General features: G+C 60.2%; 25 protein-coding genes. 11 read left to right on the top strand and 14 right to left on the bottom strand.

All coding sequences use genetic code 11. The features are described 5' to 3' along the window. Positions 1-115 precede the first annotated feature (115 nt). From L880_RS0124385 to L880_RS0124355, 6 genes are all read left to right on the top strand, one after another. Entirely contained in the window at positions 116-385 is a 270-nt protein-coding gene (locus L880_RS0124385) for a type II toxin-antitoxin system RelB/DinJ family antitoxin (protein WP_017518824.1), read from the top strand. Beyond that, positions 372-653, top strand: coding sequence for a type II toxin-antitoxin system YafQ family toxin (locus L880_RS0124380; RefSeq protein WP_017518825.1), 282 nt, complete (start codon positions 372-374; stop codon positions 651-653). Before L880_RS0124385 ends, L880_RS0124380 begins: the two co-directional genes overlap by 14 nt. A gap of 126 nt (positions 654-779) precedes the next feature. Beyond that, positions 780-1,355 carry a recombinase family protein gene (locus L880_RS0124375; protein WP_027477877.1) on the top strand — a complete coding sequence of 192 codons (576 nt, stop codon included), beginning with the start codon at positions 780-782 and terminating at the stop codon, positions 1,353-1,355. Positions 1,356-1,475: 120 nt separating this feature from the next. Then, a complete protein-coding gene (locus tag L880_RS0124370) occupies positions 1,476-1,820 on the top strand; it encodes a hypothetical protein (RefSeq protein WP_157463055.1) in 345 nt (114 codons plus the stop codon). After that, on the top strand, positions 1,817-2,479 hold the full coding sequence (locus L880_RS0124365) for a recombinase family protein (RefSeq protein ID WP_425389210.1): 663 nt from the start codon (positions 1,817-1,819) through the stop codon (positions 2,477-2,479). The genes L880_RS0124370 and L880_RS0124365 overlap by 4 nt, the downstream gene beginning before the upstream one ends. 852 nt (positions 2,480-3,331) lie before the next feature. Continuing rightward, the gene (locus L880_RS0124355; protein WP_027477874.1) at positions 3,332-4,339 is read left to right on the top strand and encodes a DNA-binding protein; all 1,008 of its coding nucleotides are present in this window, start codon (positions 3,332-3,334) and stop codon (positions 4,337-4,339) included. Between the two features lie 113 nt (positions 4,340-4,452). On the opposite strand, the gene L880_RS0124350 is transcribed toward L880_RS0124355, so the two are convergent. The 11 genes from L880_RS0124350 to trbB form a co-directional block, all read right to left on the bottom strand. After that, positions 4,453-4,776: a hypothetical protein gene (locus L880_RS0124350; protein WP_027477873.1), complete on the bottom strand. Its 324-nt coding sequence runs from the start codon at positions 4,774-4,776 to the stop codon at positions 4,453-4,455. 109 nt (positions 4,777-4,885) lie between these two features. Then, positions 4,886-6,349, bottom strand: coding sequence for a TraB/TrbI/VirB10 family type IV secretion system protein (locus L880_RS34565; RefSeq protein ID WP_051443577.1), 1,464 nt, complete (start codon positions 6,347-6,349; stop codon positions 4,886-4,888). Positions 6,350-6,351: 2 nt separating this feature from the next. Beyond that, positions 6,352-7,458: a P-type conjugative transfer protein TrbG gene (trbG, locus tag L880_RS33465; RefSeq protein ID WP_157463054.1), complete on the bottom strand. Its 1,107-nt coding sequence runs from the start codon at positions 7,456-7,458 to the stop codon at positions 6,352-6,354. A gap of 14 nt (positions 7,459-7,472) precedes the next feature. Further along, positions 7,473-8,177, bottom strand: coding sequence for a conjugal transfer protein TrbF (gene trbF, locus L880_RS0124335; protein WP_027477872.1), 705 nt, complete (start codon positions 8,175-8,177; stop codon positions 7,473-7,475). A 13-nt stretch (positions 8,178-8,190) separates the two neighbouring features. Continuing rightward, on the bottom strand, positions 8,191-10,119 hold the full coding sequence (gene trbL / locus L880_RS34560) for a P-type conjugative transfer protein TrbL (protein ID WP_169737806.1): 1,929 nt from the start codon (positions 10,117-10,119) through the stop codon (positions 8,191-8,193). Further along, the gene (locus L880_RS36100; RefSeq protein WP_043330497.1) at positions 10,100-10,417 is read right to left on the bottom strand and encodes an EexN family lipoprotein; all 318 of its coding nucleotides are present in this window, start codon (positions 10,415-10,417) and stop codon (positions 10,100-10,102) included. Before L880_RS36100 ends, trbL begins: the two co-directional genes overlap by 20 nt. Next, a complete protein-coding gene (gene trbJ, locus L880_RS0124320) occupies positions 10,417-11,169 on the bottom strand; it encodes a P-type conjugative transfer protein TrbJ (RefSeq protein ID WP_027477869.1) in 753 nt (250 codons plus the stop codon). The genes L880_RS36100 and trbJ overlap by 1 nt, the downstream gene beginning before the upstream one ends. 12 nt (positions 11,170-11,181) lie before the next feature. Beyond that, positions 11,182-13,623, bottom strand: coding sequence for a VirB4 family type IV secretion/conjugal transfer ATPase (locus L880_RS33445; RefSeq protein WP_043330495.1), 2,442 nt, complete (start codon positions 13,621-13,623; stop codon positions 11,182-11,184). A 2-nt stretch (positions 13,624-13,625) separates the two neighbouring features. Next, the gene (gene trbD, locus L880_RS33440) at positions 13,626-13,943 is read right to left on the bottom strand and encodes a conjugal transfer protein TrbD (protein ID WP_051443583.1); all 318 of its coding nucleotides are present in this window, start codon (positions 13,941-13,943) and stop codon (positions 13,626-13,628) included. Positions 13,944-13,945: 2 nt separating this feature from the next. Next, on the bottom strand, positions 13,946-14,263 hold the full coding sequence (locus L880_RS0124305) for a TrbC/VirB2 family protein (protein WP_027477868.1): 318 nt from the start codon (positions 14,261-14,263) through the stop codon (positions 13,946-13,948). A 47-nt stretch (positions 14,264-14,310) separates the two neighbouring features. Further along, a complete protein-coding gene (gene trbB / locus L880_RS0124300) occupies positions 14,311-15,282 on the bottom strand; it encodes a P-type conjugative transfer ATPase TrbB (protein ID WP_027477867.1) in 972 nt (323 codons plus the stop codon). Positions 15,283-15,343: 61 nt separating this feature from the next. Between trbB and L880_RS0124295 the strand changes: the two genes are divergently transcribed. After that, the gene (locus tag L880_RS0124295; RefSeq protein WP_051443573.1) at positions 15,344-16,252 is read left to right on the top strand and encodes a RepB family DNA primase; all 909 of its coding nucleotides are present in this window, start codon (positions 15,344-15,346) and stop codon (positions 16,250-16,252) included. 122 nt (positions 16,253-16,374) lie between these two features. Then, complete coding sequence (locus tag L880_RS0124290) at positions 16,375-16,671, top strand: KfrB domain-containing protein (protein WP_027477865.1); 297 nt, start codon at positions 16,375-16,377, stop codon at positions 16,669-16,671. Between the two features lie 180 nt (positions 16,672-16,851). Here the strand turns inward: L880_RS0124290 and L880_RS0124285 are convergent, their stop codons facing one another. The 3 genes from L880_RS0124285 to L880_RS35215 are packed head-to-tail and all read right to left on the bottom strand — an operon-like array spanning position 16,852 to position 18,646. Next, entirely contained in the window at positions 16,852-17,457 is a 606-nt protein-coding gene (locus tag L880_RS0124285) for a hypothetical protein (protein WP_157463052.1), read from the bottom strand. 1 nt (position 17,458) lies between these two features. Further along, positions 17,459-18,238, bottom strand: a complete 780-nt coding sequence (locus L880_RS0124280) for a nucleotide-binding protein (RefSeq protein WP_084461641.1) — start codon at positions 18,236-18,238, stop codon at positions 17,459-17,461. Between the two features lie 12 nt (positions 18,239-18,250). Then, on the bottom strand, positions 18,251-18,646 hold the full coding sequence (locus L880_RS35215) for a hypothetical protein (protein ID WP_157463051.1): 396 nt from the start codon (positions 18,644-18,646) through the stop codon (positions 18,251-18,253). Positions 18,647-18,996: 350 nt separating this feature from the next. Here L880_RS35215 and L880_RS0124270 point away from each other — a divergent pair, with 350 nt between their 5' ends. The 3 genes from L880_RS0124270 to L880_RS33430 all read left to right on the top strand — a co-directional run. Beyond that, on the top strand, positions 18,997-19,434 hold the full coding sequence (locus L880_RS0124270; protein ID WP_027477862.1) for a hypothetical protein: 438 nt from the start codon (positions 18,997-18,999) through the stop codon (positions 19,432-19,434). Further along, positions 19,431-21,335: a DUF3363 domain-containing protein gene (locus L880_RS0124255; protein WP_157463050.1), complete on the top strand. Its 1,905-nt coding sequence runs from the start codon at positions 19,431-19,433 to the stop codon at positions 21,333-21,335. Before L880_RS0124270 ends, L880_RS0124255 begins: the two co-directional genes overlap by 4 nt. Before the next feature lie 4 nt (positions 21,336-21,339). Beyond that, on the top strand, positions 21,340-21,941 hold a 602-nt coding region (locus L880_RS33430), incomplete at its 3' end, for a hypothetical protein (protein ID WP_043330493.1).

Below are 21,941 nucleotides of genomic sequence, written 5' to 3'. Positions count from 1 at the left end.
CGAAGTACCGCAAGGGGGCCGGAATTGCTCAGAACTCCCCTGCACGATGCGGCCTTGTTATGTGGTCGCATTGTGACTACAATGTGAGTATCTGAATCGTTCCCGGAGAATTACCATGAGTACCACTGCCGACACCTACGTCCGCGCCCGCATCGACACCAACACCAAGGAGCGTGCCGCCAGCGCGCTCGAAGCAATGGGGTTGTCGATTTCCGACGCCATCCGCCTGCTGATGCTGCGCATCGCCGACGAACACCGCCTGCCCTTCGATGTGAAGGTGCCCAATGCCACCACCAAGAAGGCCATTGCCGAACTGGAAGCGGGCAAGGGCAAGAAGTTCACCAGCGTGGACGATCTGATGGCGGATTTGCATGCGGACGATTGACCGTTCCTCCGCGTTCAAACGCGATTACAAGCGCGAGGCCAAGGGCCAGCACCGCGCCACGCTCGATGACGCGCTCAAGCCGGTATTGGTCGCGCTGGCGACCGATCAGCCCCTCGATGCGCGCTACCGCGATCACGACCTTTCCGGCGATTGGGCGGGCTACCGTGAATGCCACATCAAGCCCGACCTGCTGCTGATCTACCGCAAGTCCGATCCCGACATCCTGCGCCTGGCGCGGCTTGGCTCGCACAGCGAGCTTTTCGGCTGACGCCAGCCGCCTTGTCCGTCAAACGATCATTAGGCGGCCAAACCGGACGCCTGTCCGAAAACATCTTTCGCAACGGGATGACGGACAATAAGATAGGCGGACGGTATAACGGACAAATGGGCGGAAATGGCACTCATCGGCTATGCGCGGGTATCGACGGCGGAACAGGACACCGCCTTGCAGACGGATGCGCTGCGCAATGCAGGCTGCGAACGGGTTTTCGAGGACACGGCATCCGGGGCCAAGGCAGACCGGCCCGGCTTGGCCGATGCGCTGGCTTATCTGCGCGATGGCGATGTGCTGGTCGTCTGGCGGCTGGATCGGCTTGGCCGCTCCGTTCCGCACCTGATTGAGACGGTCGGCAAGCTGGAAGCACGGGGCGTCGGCTTCCGCTCGTTGACTGAAAACATCGACACCACCACGCCGGGCGGGCGGCTCATCTTCCATGTGTTCGGTGCGCTGGGCCAGTTCGAGCGCGACCTGATCCGCGAGCGCACCAAGGCCGGGTTGACCGCTGCCGCCGCACGCGGGCGCAAAGGCGGACGCAAGCCGGTTGTCACTGCCGACAAGTTGCAACGAGCGCGGGAGCTTGTCGCCAACGGCTTGAATGTCCGCGAGGCCGCCGCACGCCTCAAGGTAGGAAAAACCGCTCTCTACGCTGCCTTGCAGGCGGCCAGTTCTGGCAGTGCAGCCGACTCCTGATATTTCATGCAGTCGCCTTCTGAAAACGACAAATTTAGATTGCCCTTGCCTTAATTGGCCCCCTTCGGTATCGTGGGCGCATTTAGGTACACCCAAATTGACCGACCAGAAAGGGGCAGCATGCAGTTTTCGACCGACGAGCGCCACGCCGCGACACTCGACTTCCTTGCCGGGGTGCGCGACTACATTGCGAGCTGGCCCGCGCATCCGATGAACCGGGACATGATTCAGCGCATCGAGGCGCATCTTGCGGAGCCAGCCCACCACCTGGCCCGGCATGCCGTCCAAACGCGCTCAGGCGGGGCGTACACGCCCGCAGGGCTACCCGTGCTCACCGTTACCGCCGAAGGCGACACAGTGACCATTACGGCCCCGCCAGAGGGCAAAGGCGTGCCCGATGAGCTGTTGCTTCGCCGACTTCGGCGCGGCGAGTGCATCACCTTGCGCCCGAAAGTGACAGCATGACCAGGCGGCGCACCACCAGCCCGGCCACGTCCACCGGCAGCATGAAGGTGGCGCGCATTTACATGCGCGTGAGCACCGACGAGCAAGACCTACAGCGGCAGGAAGGCATCAAGGATGCCGCGCGGGCCGCTGGCTACTACGTTGCCGGTGTCTACCGCGAGAAAGCATCGGGCGCGCGGGCCGACCGGCCCGAGCTGCTGCGCATGATCGACGACTTGCAACCTGGTGAAGTCGTGATCGCCGAGAAGATCGACCGAATCAGCCGCCTACCGCTCGCCGAGGCCGAGCGCCTGGTGAACTCCATCCAGGCCAAGGGCGCGAAGCTGGCCGTGCCCGGCGTGATCGACCTTTCAGAGCTGGCCGCAGATGCCGAGGGCGTGACCAAGATCGTTTTGGAGTCGGTTCAGGCCATGCTGCTACGGCTTGCCTTGCAAATCGCGCGAGACGACTACGAAGACCGCCGCGAGCGGCAACGCCAGGGCGTGGAGCTGGCAAAGAGCGCCGGGAAGTACGCAGGGAGGCAGGCCGACACCGGCATGCACCAGCGCATCGAGGCGCTGCGCGGCAGCGGCCACAGCATCACCGAGACAGCCAGGCTCGCCGGGTGCAGCGAAAGCCAGGTGAAGCGCGTTTGGGCGCTACGCAAGCGCCCGGCTTGATGGTGACAGCGGCGAGCTGGCCAGGCGCGAGGCCTGTCACCACGCCCGCGCGTGTAATCGGTCAGATTTACCGCGTGCAATCGCTCAGAAATGAGGCCCGGCGCGGCTTGCGGGCTTGTTCTATGAGTTCCTGAAACCTTGTTGAATGAGTTCCTTTGAAAACGGGGGGTGTTGTTCTATGAGTTCCTACCCCTTGTTGCATCGGTTCCTTGGTGTTGTTGTATGAGTTCCAGCCGGGCCGGTTGTCCACCGCGCAACCCCGCGCCAGTGCTGGGTTTTCTCGCTTTGTCCCGACCGAGCTAACCCTTTCTTTTAACCTTTTATTTAACCGTCCCCGGTGTGCATAACGTTGTCCACAGGACGGGCGACCGTGGCGCGCGGGGGGAAGCAATTCGAGCGGCCCTGACGGGCCGGGACATGGCTCGCTGCGCACCTCCCTTCGGGAGTTGACTTGCGCGCATACCACGAAGGGGCTTCGCCCCAATAAGTGACCCCGCAAGCGGGGTAGAGCAGGCCCCCAGGGGCTGCGCCCCTCGTCATCGGCTTAGGCCGATGCCTCACCGCTGGGATTCAAAGAAGACATGAACCGCCCGCGCCCTTCGGCGCAGAAAAAGCGGCCACAAGGGCCGCAAAACAGCCCAGGCGGCACGATCACCGACCAGCCAAGGCCCCACCAGCCCGGCCACCAGCGAGCCGAACCAGCAGGCCGAGCCGCAAACACCATCAAAGCCGGGTGAACCCGCCACCGACCGGGCGGCACCGGCCAACAAAAAAAGATTAGTTTATTTGTTCGTTTGTTTGTTTCTTTGTTTGTTGTGATATAATGAGGCATCAACCACCAGGAGAACCACCATGCGCCCCGTTGAATTCACCCCTGAAGCCATCATCGAAGCCGGTCAAGAGCTGCAAGGCGCTGGCCGGAACATCACCGGCTTTGCCCTTCGCCAGAAAGTGGGCGGCGGCAATCCCACCAGGTTGAAGCAGGTTTGGGACGAACACCTTGCCAGTCAATCGGTGCAGCAGGCCGAGCCGGTTGCAGAGCTGCCCGTAGAGGTTGCCGAGGAAGTGGCCGCAGTGACCAAGGCGCTGACCGAGCGCCTTGCCACGCTGGCCGTGGAACTGAACGACAAGGCCGTCAAGGCAGCAGAGCGCCGGGTTCATGAGGTTGTGCGATCCGCAGGGGAACAACGCGCGCAGGCCGAGCGCGAGCTTTCCGATGCAGCTCAGACCGTTGATGACCTGGAAGCCAAGCTCGACGAGGCCACCGGCCAGGTTGAGGCACTGGAAGGCAAACTCGCCGACGTGCAGGCCACCAGCCAGGCCCAGGCCGTGGAGCTGGCCCAAGTCCGCGAACGTGTCACTGTGACCGAGCAGACCGCCAGGACGGCAGAAGCCCAGCACGCCGCAGAGCTGGCCCGGATGAATGCCGCCATCGAGGCCGACCGCGCACGCCACCAGCAGGAGGCCGAGCAGCTTCGCGCCGAGCTGGCCGAGCAGAAGAAAGCCAACCAGGCCGCGACCGCTGAACGCGACCAGGCGCGGGCCGAGCTGGCGACCGTGAAGGCCAAGGCCGAAGCCGCCGAGCAGGCGCACCAGGAGCACCGCAAGACCGCCGAGCGCGAGGCCCAGCGCGCCGCAGAGCGAATCGCCAAGGCCGAGGCTGACCAGGTGCAGGCCAACAAGGAAGCCAGCGCAGCGCGCGAGGACGCGGCCAAGCTGCGCGGCCAGCTCGAAGCGACCCAGGCCCAAGCCGCCGAGCTGCTGCGCGTTGTTGGTCAGAAGGGAGCCGACGCGGCCACGTCCACCGAAGCAGCACCGGCACCGGCCAAGAAGGCACCGCGCGCCAAGAAAGGGGCTTGAACATGGTGACAGCCAGGCGCTGGCCAGGCGCGAGGCCTGTCACCAAGCCGCCCAAAGAAAACGGCCCCGAAGGGCCGTTAGAAGTTGCGGAGGGATGACCCCAGCACCGGGGTTCAGAGTTTGGCAAGTGCAGCCAGGATCGCGCTGTTTAGAACGACGTTCACCGACGTGGTTCGAGAGTCGGCGACCGCTTTCACCTGGTCGTAAAGCTCTACGGTCAGGCGTACAGAGGTCTTCAAGAGGGGCCTGTCTTCGTCTTTCGCTTCGCGTGCTGCCCGACCAGTCGGGAAACGCTTCAGCTCAATTTTTCGCAGGTTGACCGTCTCAAGAATCATCGTCAGTTGCGACGAAAGATCACCTCTGTAGTGGTAAGCATTGCGCAGCAACTCGTTCGCCTGGTGCGTGAGCCGAACCGGGAAGGTCTTGATTTCGGCCATTGATATGCACCAACGTGATATAAAAGTTCCATTCTAGCGATTGTGAGGCGTTTTGGCGACAAAAACGGCCCGCCGGCGAGCTGTTTCTGTCACCAATCAACCCCGCTACTTACTGCGCGTTCCCGTAGACATACGGGCGGGGAAACACCAGGTCTTTGTCCACGCGAACATTGAACTGATAGCCGGGGCGAATCTCGATTGTTGGCTGAACCCGGAGGTTCTTGCGGGCAATCTCAATGCCAAGCTGGCTCATCTGCTGCGCGACGGCGGTGCCTGCCGTCTGAGCTGGCGTAGGTGCCTGCCCGATCTGCTGATTGTTGTTGTTCTGCGTGATCTGGAATGCCGCGCTGAACAACGAGGTCAACAAGCCGAAGCCGAAGATGCGGCCATAGTGGTTGTTGATCTGGTCACGGAAGCCCGAGTAGCCGCTTTCGTCCACGCCGCCCATGCCTTCCAGGTCAATCGAGCTTCCATCGGGGAAGATGATGCGCCGCCACACCACCAGCAGGCCATTTTGACCGTAGGCGACTTGACTGTCATACGTGCCCATGAGCTGCGCGCCCTGGGGCACCATCAAGAAGCGACCCGTCGCCGTGTCCCACACGTTTTGCGTCACGCGGGCCGTGATCTTGCCCGGCAAGTCGGAGTTGATGCCGTGCTCCATCGTGGCCGGAATGACCCATCCGGCTTTGACCTCGTACTTTGACAAGCCAGCCTTGCGGGTGGAGTTGACGAAGTTGCGATCCGGCACCGCCTCCATGCTGCGAACAAAGTCCTCTTTGCGCTGCTGCTTGTTCTGATCGTCTTCCTCACGACCAGGCATTGAGGCAGGCATGAGGCCGGGCGCGCGCTGGCCTTGCCCTTGCGCGGCCAGGGCTTGAAGCTGCTGAAGGGCGGTTCCACCAGCCAGGCCACCAGGAGCGCCAGGCGCTGCGCCGTTGGTGAACTGGAAGCCACCGGCACCAGCGCCGGAGCTTTGGGCCGTGGTGCCCGCTTCCATCGCTTGCTTCAATCGCGCCTCGCGTTCCTCGCGCAGCCGACGTGCCTTTTCGACGGCAGGGTCAATCGGAGCGGGGCCACCGTTGACGCGCTGCTGATTGCCGAGATTCGGCGCACCGTTGCCAGCCAAGGAAGGCCCGCCAGGCGTGCCAGGGGCCGCGCCTACCAGCGGGGGCACCTGGGCAGGGGTCAGGCCGTCAGCGCCCGTATTGGGCGTTTCCAGCACGCCAGAACCGGGGTTCTTGACCGAGAAGCGCGCTTTGTCGTCCTGGGCCTTGCGCTCGGGCAAGTTGCCATCGGGGATGTCGCGGGCAATTTGCTCACCAGCTTGCAGGGCGGGTGCCAGCTTGCTATTGGTGTTCTCGGGGTTGTCGTCCGCTGACTTCATGCCGGTAGACGGCTTGCGAGTGACGACACCCACCATGATTGCCATGAGCACCAGAACCAGCATGAAACCGGCGAAGGCGACCGCCTTCTTGTTGACCCGGACAACCCCCTTCGGTTTGGTCTTGAAGCCCAAACCATCGGGCGAGTTTTGCGGGCCGTCCTTTGGTTGAATGGTCGATTCAGCCATGATTAGTTACCCCCAAAGTTCCAGAACGAACGGGGCTTGAAGCGCCCGTTGTTGGTGATGACAATTTTGCGTTGCTCGCTACCCACGCCGAGAATCAGCGCAGCGCGATCAAACAGGCGATCAACCTCATACCAGCCGTTGATGAAGCGCGAGTTGACAAGCTGCTCTTTGCCTTCGGTGTTCAACACGACCAGGACGGGAATCTCATCGGCCTTAGCCGTAGGCGGCAACTGGATGTAGGTCTTTTCGCCGTTATCCAGGACGCGCACCGGACGGAAAGAGGCTTCGCCCTCCATCGTGTAATCGAACTTCAGGCGCTCGATGGACATTGCGGCCATGTCGGGAGCGACTTCAGCCTTCGCCAGCTCGCTACGCTTGGCCGCATAGACCTCCCACGCGGCGCGTGCTTCCTCGGGGTAATTGAAGGCGACCCGCGCAACGTAGTCCGTTGAGCGAGAAACCAACCGGATGTAGTAATTCCGCTTGTCAGTCGGAATGACCAGGTTGGTATCGAGGCCGACTTCCTTCGGCTTGATGACCACCAGGGTTTGAGCCGTTTTGCCCGAGCCGCTTTCGGCTGGCGTGACGATCCAGCGCACGCTATCGCCGAGCTGAACTTCCTTGTTGACGCGCTCACCGGCTTGCAGCTCGATCACGCACACGCGCAGCGGGGCGCACACCACAACAGGCAGGCCAGCGCCAAACGTGAACATGACGCGGCCATCGTCGCCGACCGTGGGCTTGTTCTCAGCCGTGAGCCATTCCTTCGACTGGCCGACAGCATGCGCGGCGCTGGCATCTTGCTTTGCTTCGATGATGGTTTCCACCTTTTCACGAATCGGAGTTTCGACCGGAGGGCGGCGCTTCACGACGGGGCGCGGTTTCGCGGGAGCTTGCCCGCAAGAGGCGTTTTGCACCGGCTGGCAAGAGGCCAGCGGAGCGGGCGCAGCCTGCACAGGCGCAGGCGCGGCCTGGGCGACTTCGAGGGCTGGCACAACCCGAGCCGGAGGGTTTGCGACCGTGGCCGGGGGCGTTGCCGGGGTTTGTGCCCAGGCGTTGACCTGGGCGAATGCGACAACAGCAGCGGTAAGAACGAATGACTTTTTCATGATGGAATCCCCTTTCACAGAACTTGCGACCAGCTCAGGTCAGTAATAAATACGCCGATGGGATTCACCCGAATCTGACGTTCGTTGGTAGGCGGGTTGAACGCCAGCGTGAGGTTTGCTTTCCAGCGCAATTTGTTGGTAATTGCGCCGGACGTTGCGCGAGTGGTTTCTTCCCACTCGACTTGCCAGGTCTTGTCAGTGACAGGAATTACCGACGAAACTTCAGTGGTAACGCCGCTTGTGGCCGCGCGTGCGAAGGGTGGATCACCCTTGTAAAACTCATTCACGATTGACAGCGCCCGCGTGCCGTTGGAGAGCATCGCGTAGGTGCGATCAATCATTTGCCGCTGGGCGATGCCGTCAGAAACAACGCCGCGCGCATCGGAAATGAAGCGGGCCAACAGGGCTTTGACGACGCGCTCATCGGTCTTGCCCATTTGGTCAGCTCGCGCGACCGGCACCACCGAACCGAGCTTGTCAACTTGCACGACGTAGGGCACCAGCTTGTTTTGCGTTGCCATCGTGACCAGGCCAACGGTTTGCACCAGGCAGACACCGAGCACGCCGAAGGCCATGAGCCGCCAGTTCTTGGCGCGTGAAATATAGGAGCCGTAACGCTCATTCCACTCGCGCCGCGCGTCGAGGTATGGGTCATTGAGGCCCGGATTACTTGACCCTTTTGTATCAGCTACAGGGGTCGGTTCTTTCTTGGAAGCCATGTGCTATCTCTCCTTAATCGTGTTGAGCGTCGAACTTGATGGAAACCGTTGCCGGAGCGGCGGCATCGGAGGGCAACTGCGGCGGGCGCACTTGTTGAAGATCACGGAACCGATCTTCAAAACCGGGGGCCTGAGCGGTTTGCGCTTTAGCCTTTTCCTGCACCCCACTGGGGGGCGTGGCGGGTGTTGCGCTGGCCGCTGGCCCTGTACTGGCCGGAGCTGAAGACCCGAGGGCCGAATCAGCCGCGGTGCCTGCGGAGGCAACGCTTTCGGCGGCACTGCCACTGCTAGGCGCAGCAGGCGCGGCGCTTGCCGGAGCTGCCGCCGTCGATCCTGGGCTTGCTCCCTTCGGGTCAAGCATCGAAGCGAAATCACCACCCGCAGGCGTGGCCGAGGCCAGGGATGCAGGGGAAGCCACTTCAGCAGCCGGGGCCGAGGGGGTCACGGAGCCACCAGAAGGGGCCGCAGGCGCGGCGCTGGCCGTGGCCGTGGGGGTAGGTGCCACCGGGGCGCTTGCCGCGCTTCCTGCGCCCGATGGTGCGGCCACCGCTGCCGCAGCAGATCCACCAGCCGAAGCCGGGGCGGCAGCGCCCTCGCCCGCCGCCGAGCTGGCCGAAGCAGATCCACCGGAAGGGGCCGCGCCTTCAGCAGCGGGAGCCGGTGCAGCTTCAGCAGCCGGGGCGGCAGGCTGGGCGGGAGCTGGGGGAGCCGGAGGCGTTGCCGGGGAGTTGGCCGCGCTCATTTCAGCGGTGCGAGCCGTTGAAATGTCGGCCATGCGCCCGCCCTTTGTCGGGGCGATGGCATCGGCCATGCGGTTGCTGGTGTCCCGAGCAGCCGAGGTGCCCATGTTGCCCAGCGTGGCGACTGCGCGACCGAGGCCTGATGCGCCTTGCGCGCCTGCCTCGCCCCAAGCGGCTTTTGCCGCCGAGGCAACACCACCGGCAGACTTCGCGGCGCTCAGAGTCGATGCAGCACCGGCAGCACCGGCACCGACGATGCCCGCCCCAACCATGCCCGCCGTGGCCGCAGCAGCGCCCGCCGTCAGAGTCGGGCTACCGGCCAGCATCGAAGCGGCCATCGCGGGAATCTGAATCGCCATGAACATCAAAAGCACCGACCCGCCGAGCACGGTCAAAATGATATTGAAGACCGGCACGCCAGGCGTGCCAATCGTGGCGAGCATGGCTTTCCAGGTTTGTGCTTGCGTGTTGCCGATGCCAATAATCAGATACAGCATGAACAGTTTCACGCCCGTGGCGACCGCATAGCCGATGAATTTCTGAACGAAATCCGTTGTCCAGCGCGACCCACCAAAACCGAGGAACAGCAGGCCCGCAGAAATGGCGATATAGCTCTCGACCAGGGCGACCAGGAGCTGACCGGCAATAACGGCAAAGGCCAACACAATCACGATGGCCGACAAGCCAGCAATCACAATCGACGCGAAATCATCCCAAAGGCTCATGTTCTTGATGCCTTCGAGCATGGTTGCCGCGTTATCAAGGCCAGTCGTGAAGACTTCCGAAGGCGACAAGCCACCGGAGCCACCAGCAGCGGAGCCAGCACCGACAAAGCTATCAATGATGAGCGGAATCCAGACCGGGCCATTCAGCAGCAAGGCATAGAAAATCCCGATCCACATGATTTTCTTTGCGACCGCCGAAATGAACGATTGAAACTCGTTCTTATCCAGCGCCCAAACCGCAAAACTCCAAGCCAGCTCAATCGTGGCAAGCAGCATGAAAAGGCGGTTCGCATACCCGAGCAGCGCGCCAGTCCAGCCCGTTGCAGCCGTTTTGTATGTCTGCGCAATGTTGTCAAGAATTCCGGTGTCGGCGTGAACCCGCACCGAGAAGAACAGAACAGCCAAGGCGACCAGGAAACCGGCAGAGCGAAACCGTTTAACCGGGTCAGCGGGCTTTTTATGGCTTTTGAATATCACGCGAACCCCCTGCAAAATGTTTGAACTGTTGGGGCTTGTCCGAAGGCTTTGCGAACATGAGTTCGCTTCGAGCCTTGCGCGCGGAGGCGCATTCCTGAGAATCGGACTTGCCGCATTGGTCGATAACCTGCTTCAGCTTTTCAGGATTGCCCTTCAACTCAGCAACCAGCGCCGCGTCCGGGGCGGTGCGGGTAAGGGTGACGGTTTCGCCACCCTTACCCTTGAGAGTCACGGTTTCCTGCTTATCGCCGCAGGCCGTAAGCGCCAGTAGCGCCGCGAGCGTCAGGGCAATTTTCATTACTGCGAACCCCCCTTGAATTGGGTGTAAGGACGCACCGGGCTTTGATAGCTGAAGGCATCTTCCTTCGCCGCCTTGATGGTGTCTTCCTTGTTCTGCTGCGCGGCCAGGTAGGTGTTTTGAGACTGGAGCTGGAGCATCATCAATTGCCGCAGCTTTTGGAGCTGCTGAACCTGTTGCTCTGCAATCTGACTACCGGCTTGAATGGCCTGCATCTGGCCCTGGGCACCGGAAGACATGCCGCGCAGTTGCTGCAAAACACCTTCTTCAGTCGCAAACTGTTGCGACTGAAGGCCAGCGGATTCAAGCGCGCCCTTCAAGCTATCCATCGTGGTACTCGACCACTTTTTGTATTCCGTCTTGTAATTGAAGCCAGCCGGAAACTGGAAGCCCTTGAATGTGGCTTGAAACTGCGAACCGATATTCGTTGCAGAGTAGGCCAAGGCCTGCCCCTGCTTGACCAGGTTCGCCACGCCAGAAAGTTCGTTGGTAATCTGCCCCCAAATCTGATTCGGGATATTCAGCGTGTTGGTGACCATGTTCTGGTACTGCTGAATTTGCGTGTTCCACTGCTGCAACTGCGTGGCGTAGGCCTGGGCCTGCTGCAAATACGACTGAACCAGCTCGATATTGTTGGCGAGCTGGGTGATTTCAGTCGAACCGCCGAAACCAGCCACAGAACCCGCCCGCGCCATCGGCGCAGAAAAAATGAGAGAAGTCACCAGCGAGGCGATGAACGTTCTTTTCAACATTGCAATTTCTCCTTAATTGAGGCGCAACCAATAATTAGCCCAATCCTCATAACCCCGCGCACGGAGCCATTCAGCAGGCCACTTTTCACCATGTTGAGCGATGAAACGATCCACCAGCGCAACATCTTCTTTGCCGGAAACACCGACAAAACTCAGGGTGACACCACCTAAACCAAGTTGGAAAAGGCGACGACCGAGAGAACTCATGTAGTAATAATGGCGCTTCGGTGTTGCCTGGGCGATGATGTCAATTTGCCGCTGATTCAAGCCCAACACCTTGTAAATGCCGCGCGAGGTTTCGTTTCTCGCTTCGGAATTGGGCAAAAGAATCTTGGTCAAGCACGATTCGATAATCACGTCACGAATCGGCGAATTGAACACGTCAGAAAGTGATTGCGTGAACATCCAGACCGCGCAGTTTTTGGAGCGCAGCACCTTCAACCACTCGCGCAGTTTTTCCTGAAACATCGGATGCCCCAGGGCCAACCAGGCTTCGTCAATCGAAAGCACCGTGGGCGAACCGTCCAGGCGCTTTTCGACGCGACGGAACAGGTACAGGAGCACCGGCACGACGTTCTTGTCGCCCAGGCCCATGAGTTCTTCCATCTCGAAGACCATGAACTTGCTGCTGCCCAGGGTATCGACCTCCGCATCAAGCAAGGTGCCCATCGGCCCCGACACCGTGTAATGCTCAAGAGCTTCGCGGATGCTCAATTCCTGCACGTTGGCAACGAACTCGGTCAGCGTGCGAGTCGGGCTTTGCTTCAGCAGCTCAAGGCCTTGCGCGATCTTGTTGCGCAAGTTCGGAGTCATCGCCAGCCCTTGCAGCACGCAAGCGGTTTCGATCCACTCAGCGGCCCAAGCGAAATCACTGCGAGAGTCAATTTCCTTGAGCGGGCAGAAGGCCAAAGCCGTTTTGTCGCGCCCGATGTCGTAATGCTCGCCGCCCGAGGCTTTCGCCAGGGCGTAGAGGCCATACTTCATGTCGAACGCGAACACCTGGGCATTCGGGTAACGGAACTGCTGCGCGATCAACAGGCCGAGCAGGGTTGTTTTCCCTGAGCCAGTCGGGCCGAGGCCGAGCATGTGGCCCACGTCGCTAACGTGAGTGTTCAGCCGGAAGGGCGTAGAGCCGTTTGTCGCGGCATAGGCCAGGGGCGGGCTATCCGGGGGATAGAAAGGGCAAGGATGATGGTCTTGCCCTGCCCAAATGGCCGTAGACGGCAACAGGTCTGCCAGGTTGAGGGTATGCAGCAAGGGGCGACGGATGTTTTCGACACCGTGACCAGGCAGCGAACCGAGCCAGGCTTCCACCGCGTTGATGGTTTCCAGGCGGGCACCAAAGCCGAGGTTTTGAATGATCTTGCGAACCTCTCGAACCGCTTCCTCCATGAGAGTCAAATCTTCTTCAAAGAGGATGATGTTCGCGCTGTAGTAGCCATACCGCACCAGGCCGCTATCGGCTTCAGCCATCGCGGTTTCCACGTCACCGCTCATTTCAGCGGCATCGTGGTTCACTGACCCGTTCGCCGTCTGAAACATTTGGTCTTTGAAGCCGCGAACCTTTTGCTTCCACTTGCGGCGCATGCCATCGAGCAGGCTTCGAGCGACAAAGCCATCCAGGAACTGAAACCGGGTTGACCAGCGGTATTCAAGCGCCAGGTCATCGAGCGCGGCCAGAATGCCGGGGTAGCTCTCCTGGGGGAATCCATCGAGGGCGATCACGCGCATGTGCTTGGTGCCCACACGGGGCGCAATGCCGCCGTAGAACTCGACATTGCCGATGATGGTGTCCAGGTACATGCTGACCGGGGGCAGGTTCACCGGATGGTTCTCGCCAGTCACGCAAAAATGCAGGTACTGAAGCATTCCATCGCGGATGTGCTCGCGCCCGAAGTCGTCGATGTAGGCCTTGCCTTGCATGCGTTCGAGCATGAAGATCGCGCCGAACTGATCTTCAATTTCAAAGACGGCATCCTTGAATTGCTTCAAGTAGCGCGCGCCCACGTTGGCCGTGCTCGCTTCCTCGCCGTCAAACATCATGCGAGTCATGCGGCCTTCGGTTTTCGTGGGCGGCAAGAAGGTCAACGTCAGGGCGTAGGCGCTTTCGTAGTGCGCGCCTTCAGCCATGAACTGCATGCGCCGTTCTTCGTCAATGGCCCGCGTGGTGCGATCCGGGAAGGCACCGCGCACCGGGTAGCCGGGCGCTTTGCGACGAATCTCGTCGCAATGGATCATCCAGCCGGAGCCGAAGCGCAATGCGTTGTTGAGACGAGCTGACACAGCGGCCAGCTCATCGGGCGTGCTACTTGCCAGGTCTTGACCCCGGAAGTACCACGAAGCCATGAGGGCACCATCCTTGCAAAGCATGATGCCGTTGTCGATCATGGCCGCGTAGTTCAGCCGGTCGGCGAGGCCTTCTTCTTTTGTGCGGTATTCGAGTAGGTTCAGCACGATTACCGTCCTTTCCAGGTAAGGGGCACCGAGCGCGTTTTCCCGCACCAGCGAGCCGATGGCGGGAGATAGCTTTGGTACTTTTGATGACGGATGAACACGGGCCTGATGATCGGGTCAGCCTTTCCCAAGCGAGACAGGATGCCGACGGAGACAAGCCAGAAGGCAATGCCCATCACGACGCCCCACCACGTACCCAGGGAGAAGACCAGAATCCCGGCCAGGAGGCCCGCGCCGAGCACCAGCTCACGATCACCACCCAACAGCAAAGTTGGGCGGTTCAGTGACCGATGAATCGGGATGCGGCGCGGGGCTTCCATGCTCACACCACGGCGGCGGTAATGCCGAACAGCGCAGTCATGAAGCCAGCGCCGAAGACCAGGAAGGAAATTGCCAGAACCAGGAGCAACGCCTTCCGGGTGAACTCCCCCAGCTCGCCGCCGAAAATCAGCGTGCCACCGGCAGCGGCCATCGCAATGATGGAGATACCGAGGGCCACCGGGCCGGTCAGGCTGTTGGCGAGAGTTTGAAGCGGAGCTTCCCAGGGCAAGCCACCACCGCCACCGCCCGCGAAGGCAGCGCCAGTGAAGCCGAGTTGAACGAGAACGAGCGCCACCAGGCGCATGAAACGGTTTTTCATCTTGAATCCTCTAAGTGATGAATGAAAGGGAACAGGTACACAGGGAGTTAAATCGTCCGAACGCGGTACTCCCCACTTGCCGCGTCGAATCCGTCAATGGCAATAATTTCTTTGACTGCGCGCCCTCCTTTGGCTTCTTTGTCTTTGCTGATGAAAATGACGACGTTCACGGCCTCGCCAATTAGCCCACTCACCATTTCAGGGGTGTAGTTCGATGCTTCGGGAGCTTCGGCAATCAGGCTTTGCAAGCGACTGAGGGCCAAGCGGCCACTGTTCGCGTGCAAGGTGCCTGCGCCCCCTTCGTGGCCGGTGTTCCAGCTCTTGAGAAGCGCCATCGCTTCGCCGCCGCGCACTTCGCCGACGATGATCCGGTCAGGCCGGAATCGCATCGTGGACTTGAGGCAGTCGTTCATGCTGAAGCCCGAGAAGGCGCGCATGGTGACGTAATCCTCTGCCGCGCATTGCAGCTCGCCAGTGTCTTCAATGATGACCAGGCGGTCATGCGGCGCGAGGGTCGAAATCGCGTGAATGATGGCGTTCAGGAGAGTGGTCTTGCCGCTGCCGGTGCCGCCAGCGACCATGATGTTTTTGCGGTTGACGCAGCAAAGCCAGATGAAATCGAATTGCTCTTGGGTCAGGATGCCAGCGGCCAAGTAGTCTTCCAGGGTGAAGACGCGGCGCGCTTTCTTGCGGATGGTGAACGACACAGAGGCGACCACTGGCGGGGCCAGAGCTGAAAAGCGGCTCAGATCAAGGGGAAGCTCGCCTTCGAGGCGAGGCTTGTCGTAACCGACAGTCGTGCCGAGCATCGCGGCCACGGTGGACACGATGCTTTCGGACTGCGAGGGCAGCAAGTCGCCAGCGTGGTACTTGCCCACGCCGAATTTCTCGACCCAGAGCTTGCCGTCAGGGTTGAGCATGACTTCGATCACTGCATCGTCAGCGAGAGCGTCAAGGATGGTTGTCCCGAGTTCCCTCTTGAGCTTGACGATCAGCCGTTCTCTTTGTTCTTCATTCATGGCTTTAGGTCAGGGTGCGTTTTGTGGTATGTTTATATCACGTTAGCACAGAAAGGACAAGATGAGCAAACCAGACTTCACGAAAATCGCCGTTCAAAAACAGGTCGAGGCGATGGGTTGCGCCACCTTCGAGGTGGGCATGTTTAACCCGCAGTACCAGGACAAGCAGACGGGCGAAATCGGCGAGCGCATGGAGCTTCGCACTTGGAGCAAGGACACCTTGCTCAAGGACGAAACCATCGGACACCTGAAGCTCAAGAACATGAAGGGGTGCAACATCTACATCCGGCCAGCCGGTGAACATCGGTTGACACTCGTTGATGACCTCAAAGGCGCGACCGTTGACCAGATGAAGGCGACCGGCTTCCAGCCTGCCGCCGTGGTGGAAACAAGCCCTAACAACTATCAGGCGTGGCTCAAGCACGGCCAGGAGCTGCCCAAGGATGTTTCAACAGCCGCAGCGCGCCTCTGCGCTGAAAAATTTGAAGCTGACCACGGTAGCGCCGACTGGCGACACTTCGGGCGACTGGCGGGCTTCACCAACCGCAAGCCGAAGTATCAGATGGAGAGCGGCCACTTCCCTTTCGTGAAGCTGCGCGAGCACAGCGGCCAGGAGTACGACCACCGAAAGGAACTCATACAACAAGCCGAAGGCGTGATCGCCCAGGAGCGCGCGACCGAACAGCAGCGGCGCGAAGCGTGGCAGAACCGGCCAGCCGCCCAGGAGCGCCAGGGCTTGAAGACCATCGACGACTTCAGGCACGACGGGCGCTATGGCGGTGACAACACACGGGTTGACCTTGCCTATGCCACCTATGCGGTTTCTCATGGAGTGCCGTCGCATGAGATTGAAGGGGCACTTGCAAGCCGCGACTTGTCGCACAAAGGTTCACCGAAGCGGCAACAGGAGTACATCGACCGCACTATCGGCAAGGCCACTGAGCGAGCTAGGGGGGGTGTGGGCCGCTGATGGTGACAACAGGGCCGCACCTGGTTGCTCAATTTGTCCCCATCGTGTACTATTCACCATAGGGCGCTTGCCCAGGTAAGAACACTTGTCAAGGAACAAATACATGAGCACGATGGAGCACCGTGAATGATGCAACAGACCGCGCCGCAGAATTAAAAAAGCTCCAAGCGTTTGCCAACACAAACGACTTGACGATAGAGCTTGCAAACAAAAAGGGCGGGGTCTATGAGGGCCGCATGGGAGTCCACACAGATCACTTCATCACGCAGAACGTCGGGGGACGAAAGCTGATCGTGCATGACAAGGCGCTAGTCGGTCAGGCGTTGCCACCAGGGCAAGACCTACGCATCGACTACAGCAGCAAGGCCCCAGCCGTCACGCACATGGGGCCAACTCGAAACAAGGGACTGAGCAGGTAAAAGGATGGTGACAGCCGGGAGCTGGCCAGGCGCGAGGCCTGTCACCAATCGACGCGCAGCGGCGTTTTCCGCGACGCTAGGCGCGAGCGGGCAAACCGGCTAAAATCAGGGCATGGTTTGTAGGCACTTTCGCTGAGAGCTTCACGCCATACCCCAAGGGGCGCTTTCGAGCGCCCCTTTTCACTTTGTACGCCAGCCAACGGTTTTGCCCTCCTTCGCGGTGCCGTAGCAAAAGCCGTCCTTGGTTGTCCAGCCGGGGCCGGAGCATTCAAGCAATGCCTTCGCTTGACCGAGTTCAGCCAGGCGCACCGCCGCCCTGCCCTCATCACCGGCCAGCACTCGCCCAGCTCGAACGGCATCGCTATCGCTGGCCGTGCGAGCGACCCAATAGCCACCGCCGAAGCTCACCCCAGCCAGGACGACGCACACCGCCCCGGCCACAGCAAACCACTTCGAGGCGTTGACGTTGCGGTTCGCCTTCGCAACGTCTTCGATCAACCGCGCCGCAGTGCTGCGCGAGTTCTCGACTTCCTCATTGATCCGAAGCGTTGCTTGCGCAATCGCTTCAGCCGTGCGGTGCGTGGCTTTGGTGTCCACCTGGGCCAGCAGCGCCCGCGCGGCTTGCTCAATCTTGGCCGGAATCGGTTCGAGCTGGTCAACGATGGCTTTCGCCGTGTCTTCCAGCGCGAGCTTGTTCAGCTCGACCAGGATAAAGGCCGGATCGTCTTCATCGAGACGCACTTTCAGGCGCTCGACGATGGCCGCGATCATCTTGCCCTTGTCCACGTCAGAACCCCACTTCGTCAAGCTGCGCGAAGATGTCCTTTTGAACGGTCTTGATCCGTTGCTTCGCCATGATCGTGAAATCGGAACCGCCGAGCACTTCGCAGAAGGTCAGCTTGCGGGAAGCCATTTCTTCAATGTCGCGCCCGAAAGTGTCCTGGTTGCGTTTGGCAATACGAACGATGCCGCGCACCTTCGAGGCGTTTTCGGTATAGGCCTTCATTTCATTGAAGGCTTTGCCGTTGTGCTCGATGGCACCGAAAAATTCATTCAGCCAAACCACAATGTTATTGGTATGGGTTTGTTCGGCCAGGGCTTTGAAGCCTGAAAGGGTATCAAGCAGGGCTTGACCGCCAGTAACCACGCAATGGATGAAAACATCGCGGCCAGCTTCTTGAAGCATGCCAATTGCGTTGTTTTCAATCAGGTAGTTCGACAGCGGCACAAAGCTCGAAGCGCCGTTGTCAACGACATAGATACCGTCCTCAGACAAAAGGCGTTCCATCAACGAATCGAAATTGCGTTCGTCGATTTTGGAGCCTTCCATCAATTTGACGTGCTGGGCGTTCAAGGCCTTGTAATTCATCAAGGTTTGATTCACCGGGTCAGTGTCGATGCACTTCACGTCAGCGCCAACGCTGCCGAAATACTGCGCCAGGAGGGCCGAGACAAGGGATTTACCGACACCGCCCTTGCCTTGCAGTGTGAAATGCACCGCCGAAGGGGTTTGTTTCACTGCTGCTGCCTTTTCCACTTTCTCAACCGCGATTTTCTCTGCTGCCATGTTTCTAACTCCTTAAATAAGATCGTCTTCGGAAATGTCCTTGGTGCCGCCGTAGTTGAACCCGGTCGGCTTCTTTAGCGGGTTCTCAGGCGGTTTTTCTGCCCGAGGGGTGGCTACCCCCTTCGCTTCAGTCCTTGCGTGGCTTGTGGCCTCCTTTCCTGCCCTGCTGGGCGTGTTGGCTGTTGAACCTTTTCCCAAGCCGACAGGCGTGGCGGGCAAGGTCTTCGAGCTGCGCTTTCTGGCCCTGCACAACTCATTGCGCAGGTTCTTCAGGGTTGTTTCGTAGCCTTCAGCCGCGAGTTCAGCAACGATGACTTCTTGCCTCACTCCGACTGCAAGCCGGGCCTCGATAGAGGCCAGGCGCTCACGAATGACCCCGGCAAGACTCTGAGACTGCTTAGTCTTCACATACACGCTCCTTTCTGCCTTGGTTGCTTAGATTATGCTGATGTTTTGCTTATGCGTCAAGCTGTTTGCTTACGTTTCGCTTATTTTGTGCTGATGTTCTGCTGATGTCAAGCCCCGGAGTGCTTATGTTCTGCTTATCTTTTGCTGATCCACGACACGGAGCGCAGCGATCCACCGAGGGAGCGAAGCGACCGGAGACACCAAGACCGCAAACCAACCACCAAAACCAAATTTAGTGGAACATAAAGAACGGCAGACGCTATGGGGTTGCTTTCGCTGTTTTTCCTTGATTGCGCCTAGCTTTGCGGTGTCGTACAATGTGGCTTTCTTGTCTGCCAAATGGCTGTCAAATGAGCGCAAAAAAACCAGCTACCAGGCTCACCATTCGCCTACCCGTAGACCTCGCAGAAGCCGCCGCAGAGGCCGCCAAAGAGGCGGGCATGGCCGTTTCTGACTACCACCGCTTCGCCTTGCGCCAGGCTGTTGACCGCCAGAGCGCAGCCGCCGAAATGGCGGCAGTCGAAGAACGCATGGCGGCGCAGCTCACCCGGTTGCATCGCCGGTTCGGCCAGCTCCACCAGGCGCAGCAATTCCAGTTCGCGGTTCTCGACCAGTTCATGAAGATGGCCCTCACGCTCGAACCGGACTTCGCCGACGAAGCCAGCCGAGCCGCCGCGCGGGCGACCGGGCGCACCAGGTACAAGGCCCTTATGGACAGCGTGCCCGGCGCGCTGGACTCCCCTCTTTCCAAGGCCTTCGAGGCCTTCATTGCCGAGGCCGGTGAATGAGCGACGAGGGCGACAAGTTCAAGGTCAAGGCGAAAGCCAAGGCCAAGAACGACGTACAGGGGTTTTCAAAGGCCTTTCGCGCCTTGCGTGCCCTGACGCGCCAGTCAAAGCGGCCAGGTGCTGGGGGAAGTTCCGGCAGCTCGCGCCCTTCGCGCGGTTCGCCGGTTGCCAAAGCGGGCGGCAGTCAGCAGCGGTGCAGCGTCCGACTGACCTACGCGAAAAATAAGGGTGACGGCCAATGGGCCGCGCATGGCAAATACATCGCCAGAGAATCCGCATCACTCGAAACCGAGCTGGAAAAGGTTAGCCAGGCAGAACAAGCCGCCGAGCTGGCCCAGCAGCAAGCCAGCGAAATGCTGGAAACCGACCAACCCACCTTAACCCCGGAGGAAATTGCAAATGGAAATCCAGGACGATCCGATATTCCCGGAGGACGATACGACATCGACCCCGCCCGAGCCGATGCAGGACGAATTAGCGCCCTACATAAGCCCTACCTTAGCCAGTATCAGCGCGAAGGAGCGCCCCGATCCCTCAACAGTGTGCGAGGTTTGTCCAGCATCGGTGTGGTTCACTTCCCCGGCAGGGCTGAAATGCTTTTGCCGGGTAATGCACCTGGTCACATGGAGCAAGGAGGAACCCAACGACCTGACGCATTGCGACGGGGAAGTAATGGCAAATCTGGAGCGAATGGAAAAGGCCAACAAGTAAAAGGCGCTCGCGGGTTTGGCAGCTCAGGCGATGACATGCCTATCGCTGAAACCCTTGCCGACTGGCAAAAATCCAAGGACGAGCACCTTTTCAAGCTCATTATTTCCCCTGAATTCGGCGAGCGCATGAATATGCAGCTGCATACAAAGCAGCTTGTCGCGCAGATGGAAAAAGACCTGGGCACGCCGCTTCAGTGGGTGGCCGTGGAGCACTTCAACACCGAGCACCCTCACGTTCACCTTGCGGTGCGTGGCATCGACGCACAGGGCCAGCCCTTGCGCATCGGTAAGGAGTACATCAAGAGTGGCTTGCGTTCGAGGGCGCAGCAGCTCGCTACAAACCAGCTTGGCTACCGGACAGCCGACGACATGAAGCTCGCCGCCGAGCGCCAAGTCGTTCAACAGCGGTTCACGGACATCGACCGGGCTTTGCAGAAGAAGGGCCAAGACAAGGGCGACAGCTACCAGCTCGACTACAGCGGCAGGATTCCGACCTCCCCCGCGATCCGCGAGGCCCGGCTTCGGGAAATCCGCAGGTTGCAGCAGCTCGCGGCAATGGGACTGGCCCGCAAGACGGGGCCGCTATCGTGGAAGGTAGACAAGTCGTTTGAGCAGGCCTTGAGGCAGATTCAAACGGCCAATGACCGCCTGAAGTCGCTCCATGAACAACGTGCAACGTTGTCAGACCCAAGGCTTCCCCTGGTGGCGACGGATACCCGCAACATCAAGCGCCTGGCGGGCCGGGTAATTGGCACCGGACTCGACGAAAATCGAGGGATACCCTACTTGCTACTTGAAGGAACTGACGCAAAGGTGCATTATTTATATCACGATAAAGCGATAGACGAGGCTCGACGCGCCGGGAAGATGCAACCCGGTTCGTTCGTTGAGATTGAACGTCGCTTTGCCGAGGGTGAAGACGGTCGAAAGCGCGCGCAGATCGTCGTCACCGACAAAGGGAACGCTGAAGCCCTGTTGACCAACCAGAAGCACCTAGCCAAAGAGGCGCTGCGAGGCGCTATCAAGCAGCCGGAATTGCCCAAGCCGGGCAACTTCGGAGGCTGGCTAGGCCGGTATCACCAAGCGGTGGCCCATCGGGCTACGCAGCTTGTTTCTCAAGGTCAGCTCAAGCCCGGACCAAACGGGTACGAGTACCAGCCAGCGCGCGCAAAAACCCGCTCAAGGAGCTGACTTTATGAAACTGAAACACACCCTGACCGCCCTTGCGGTTGCCCTGCCCTCGCTGGTCTTTGCCCAGGCATCGGCCACGAAAGAGGACTACTGCTATGGAGGCTATGGCGATGGCGGTTGCTCGCAGACCGTCTCGACCGTGACCGTGCAAATCAACGTGCCGCCCGGCGATGCGGGCAAGCCTGGTGCCTTCTTCATCGGCGCACGCGCGACGACCGGCACCCCCGGCAACATCACCAATATCAACTACGACACGCAAGGCCTTTGGCTGTTCACGCCGAGCGGCTGGGTGGCCTTCAACGGCGGCACTTACACCCCCGTCGAATACTTTTCGGGACTGCCCAGCGGACGGCAATACGTCGTGGTCAATCAGCAAGACCTCTGCCAGTTTGTGGTCGATAAGAACATGGAGCTTTGGGCCGGTTATGGCGTGCTGCAACCCGACAAGGAGCAGGCCATCAATACCTACTACTCCATCAAGGCACCGCGCATCCCGCCCGAGCACTTGCGCGCCGTCTATGTCTACAACGACATGAAGGACGCGAAGAAATATTGGAACGTCCTCAACATGCCCGCCTGCTACTACGGCGGCAACGGTGGCGGGGG

It is taken from the genome of Curvibacter gracilis ATCC BAA-807 (assembly GCF_000518645.1).
Lineage (GTDB): Bacteria > Pseudomonadota > Gammaproteobacteria > Burkholderiales > Burkholderiaceae_C > Curvibacter > Curvibacter gracilis.
The sequence above is the reverse complement of the archived record's forward strand: the minus strand, read 5'-3'. Positions and strand labels throughout refer to the sequence as shown.

Coding starts and splice junctions, on each gene's coding strand:
- L880_RS0124355 (WP_027477874.1), top strand. CDS start 3,332: ATGCGCCCCGTTGAATTCACCCCTGAAGCCATCATCGAAGCCGGTCAA.
- L880_RS0124365 (WP_425389210.1), top strand. CDS start 1,817: ATGACCAGGCGGCGCACCACCAGCCCGGCCACGTCCACCGGCAGCATG.
- L880_RS0124380 (WP_017518825.1), top strand. CDS start 372: ATGCGGACGATTGACCGTTCCTCCGCGTTCAAACGCGATTACAAGCGC.
- L880_RS0124305 (WP_027477868.1), bottom strand. CDS start 14,263: ATGAAAAACCGTTTCATGCGCCTGGTGGCGCTCGTTCTCGTTCAACTC.
- L880_RS0124280 (WP_084461641.1), bottom strand. CDS start 18,238: ATGGCAGCAGAGAAAATCGCGGTTGAGAAAGTGGAAAAGGCAGCAGCA.
- trbD (WP_051443583.1), bottom strand. CDS start 13,943: ATGGAAGCCCCGCGCCGCATCCCGATTCATCGGTCACTGAACCGCCCA.
- L880_RS0124350 (WP_027477873.1), bottom strand. CDS start 4,776: ATGGCCGAAATCAAGACCTTCCCGGTTCGGCTCACGCACCAGGCGAAC.
- L880_RS0124370 (WP_157463055.1), top strand. CDS start 1,476: ATGCAGTTTTCGACCGACGAGCGCCACGCCGCGACACTCGACTTCCTT.
- L880_RS0124295 (WP_051443573.1), top strand. CDS start 15,344: ATGAGCAAACCAGACTTCACGAAAATCGCCGTTCAAAAACAGGTCGAG.
- L880_RS36100 (WP_043330497.1), bottom strand. CDS start 10,417: ATGAAAATTGCCCTGACGCTCGCGGCGCTACTGGCGCTTACGGCCTGC.
- L880_RS34565 (WP_051443577.1), bottom strand. CDS start 6,349: ATGGCTGAATCGACCATTCAACCAAAGGACGGCCCGCAAAACTCGCCC.
- L880_RS0124255 (WP_157463050.1), top strand. CDS start 19,431: ATGAGCGACGAGGGCGACAAGTTCAAGGTCAAGGCGAAAGCCAAGGCC.
- trbB (WP_027477867.1), bottom strand. CDS start 15,282: ATGAATGAAGAACAAAGAGAACGGCTGATCGTCAAGCTCAAGAGGGAA.
- L880_RS0124375 (WP_027477877.1), top strand. CDS start 780: ATGGCACTCATCGGCTATGCGCGGGTATCGACGGCGGAACAGGACACC.
- trbG (WP_157463054.1), bottom strand. CDS start 7,458: ATGAAAAAGTCATTCGTTCTTACCGCTGCTGTTGTCGCATTCGCCCAG.
- trbJ (WP_027477869.1), bottom strand. CDS start 11,169: ATGTTGAAAAGAACGTTCATCGCCTCGCTGGTGACTTCTCTCATTTTT.
- L880_RS0124385 (WP_017518824.1), top strand. CDS start 116: ATGAGTACCACTGCCGACACCTACGTCCGCGCCCGCATCGACACCAAC.
- trbF (WP_027477872.1), bottom strand. CDS start 8,177: ATGGCTTCCAAGAAAGAACCGACCCCTGTAGCTGATACAAAAGGGTCA.
- L880_RS0124270 (WP_027477862.1), top strand. CDS start 18,997: ATGAGCGCAAAAAAACCAGCTACCAGGCTCACCATTCGCCTACCCGTA.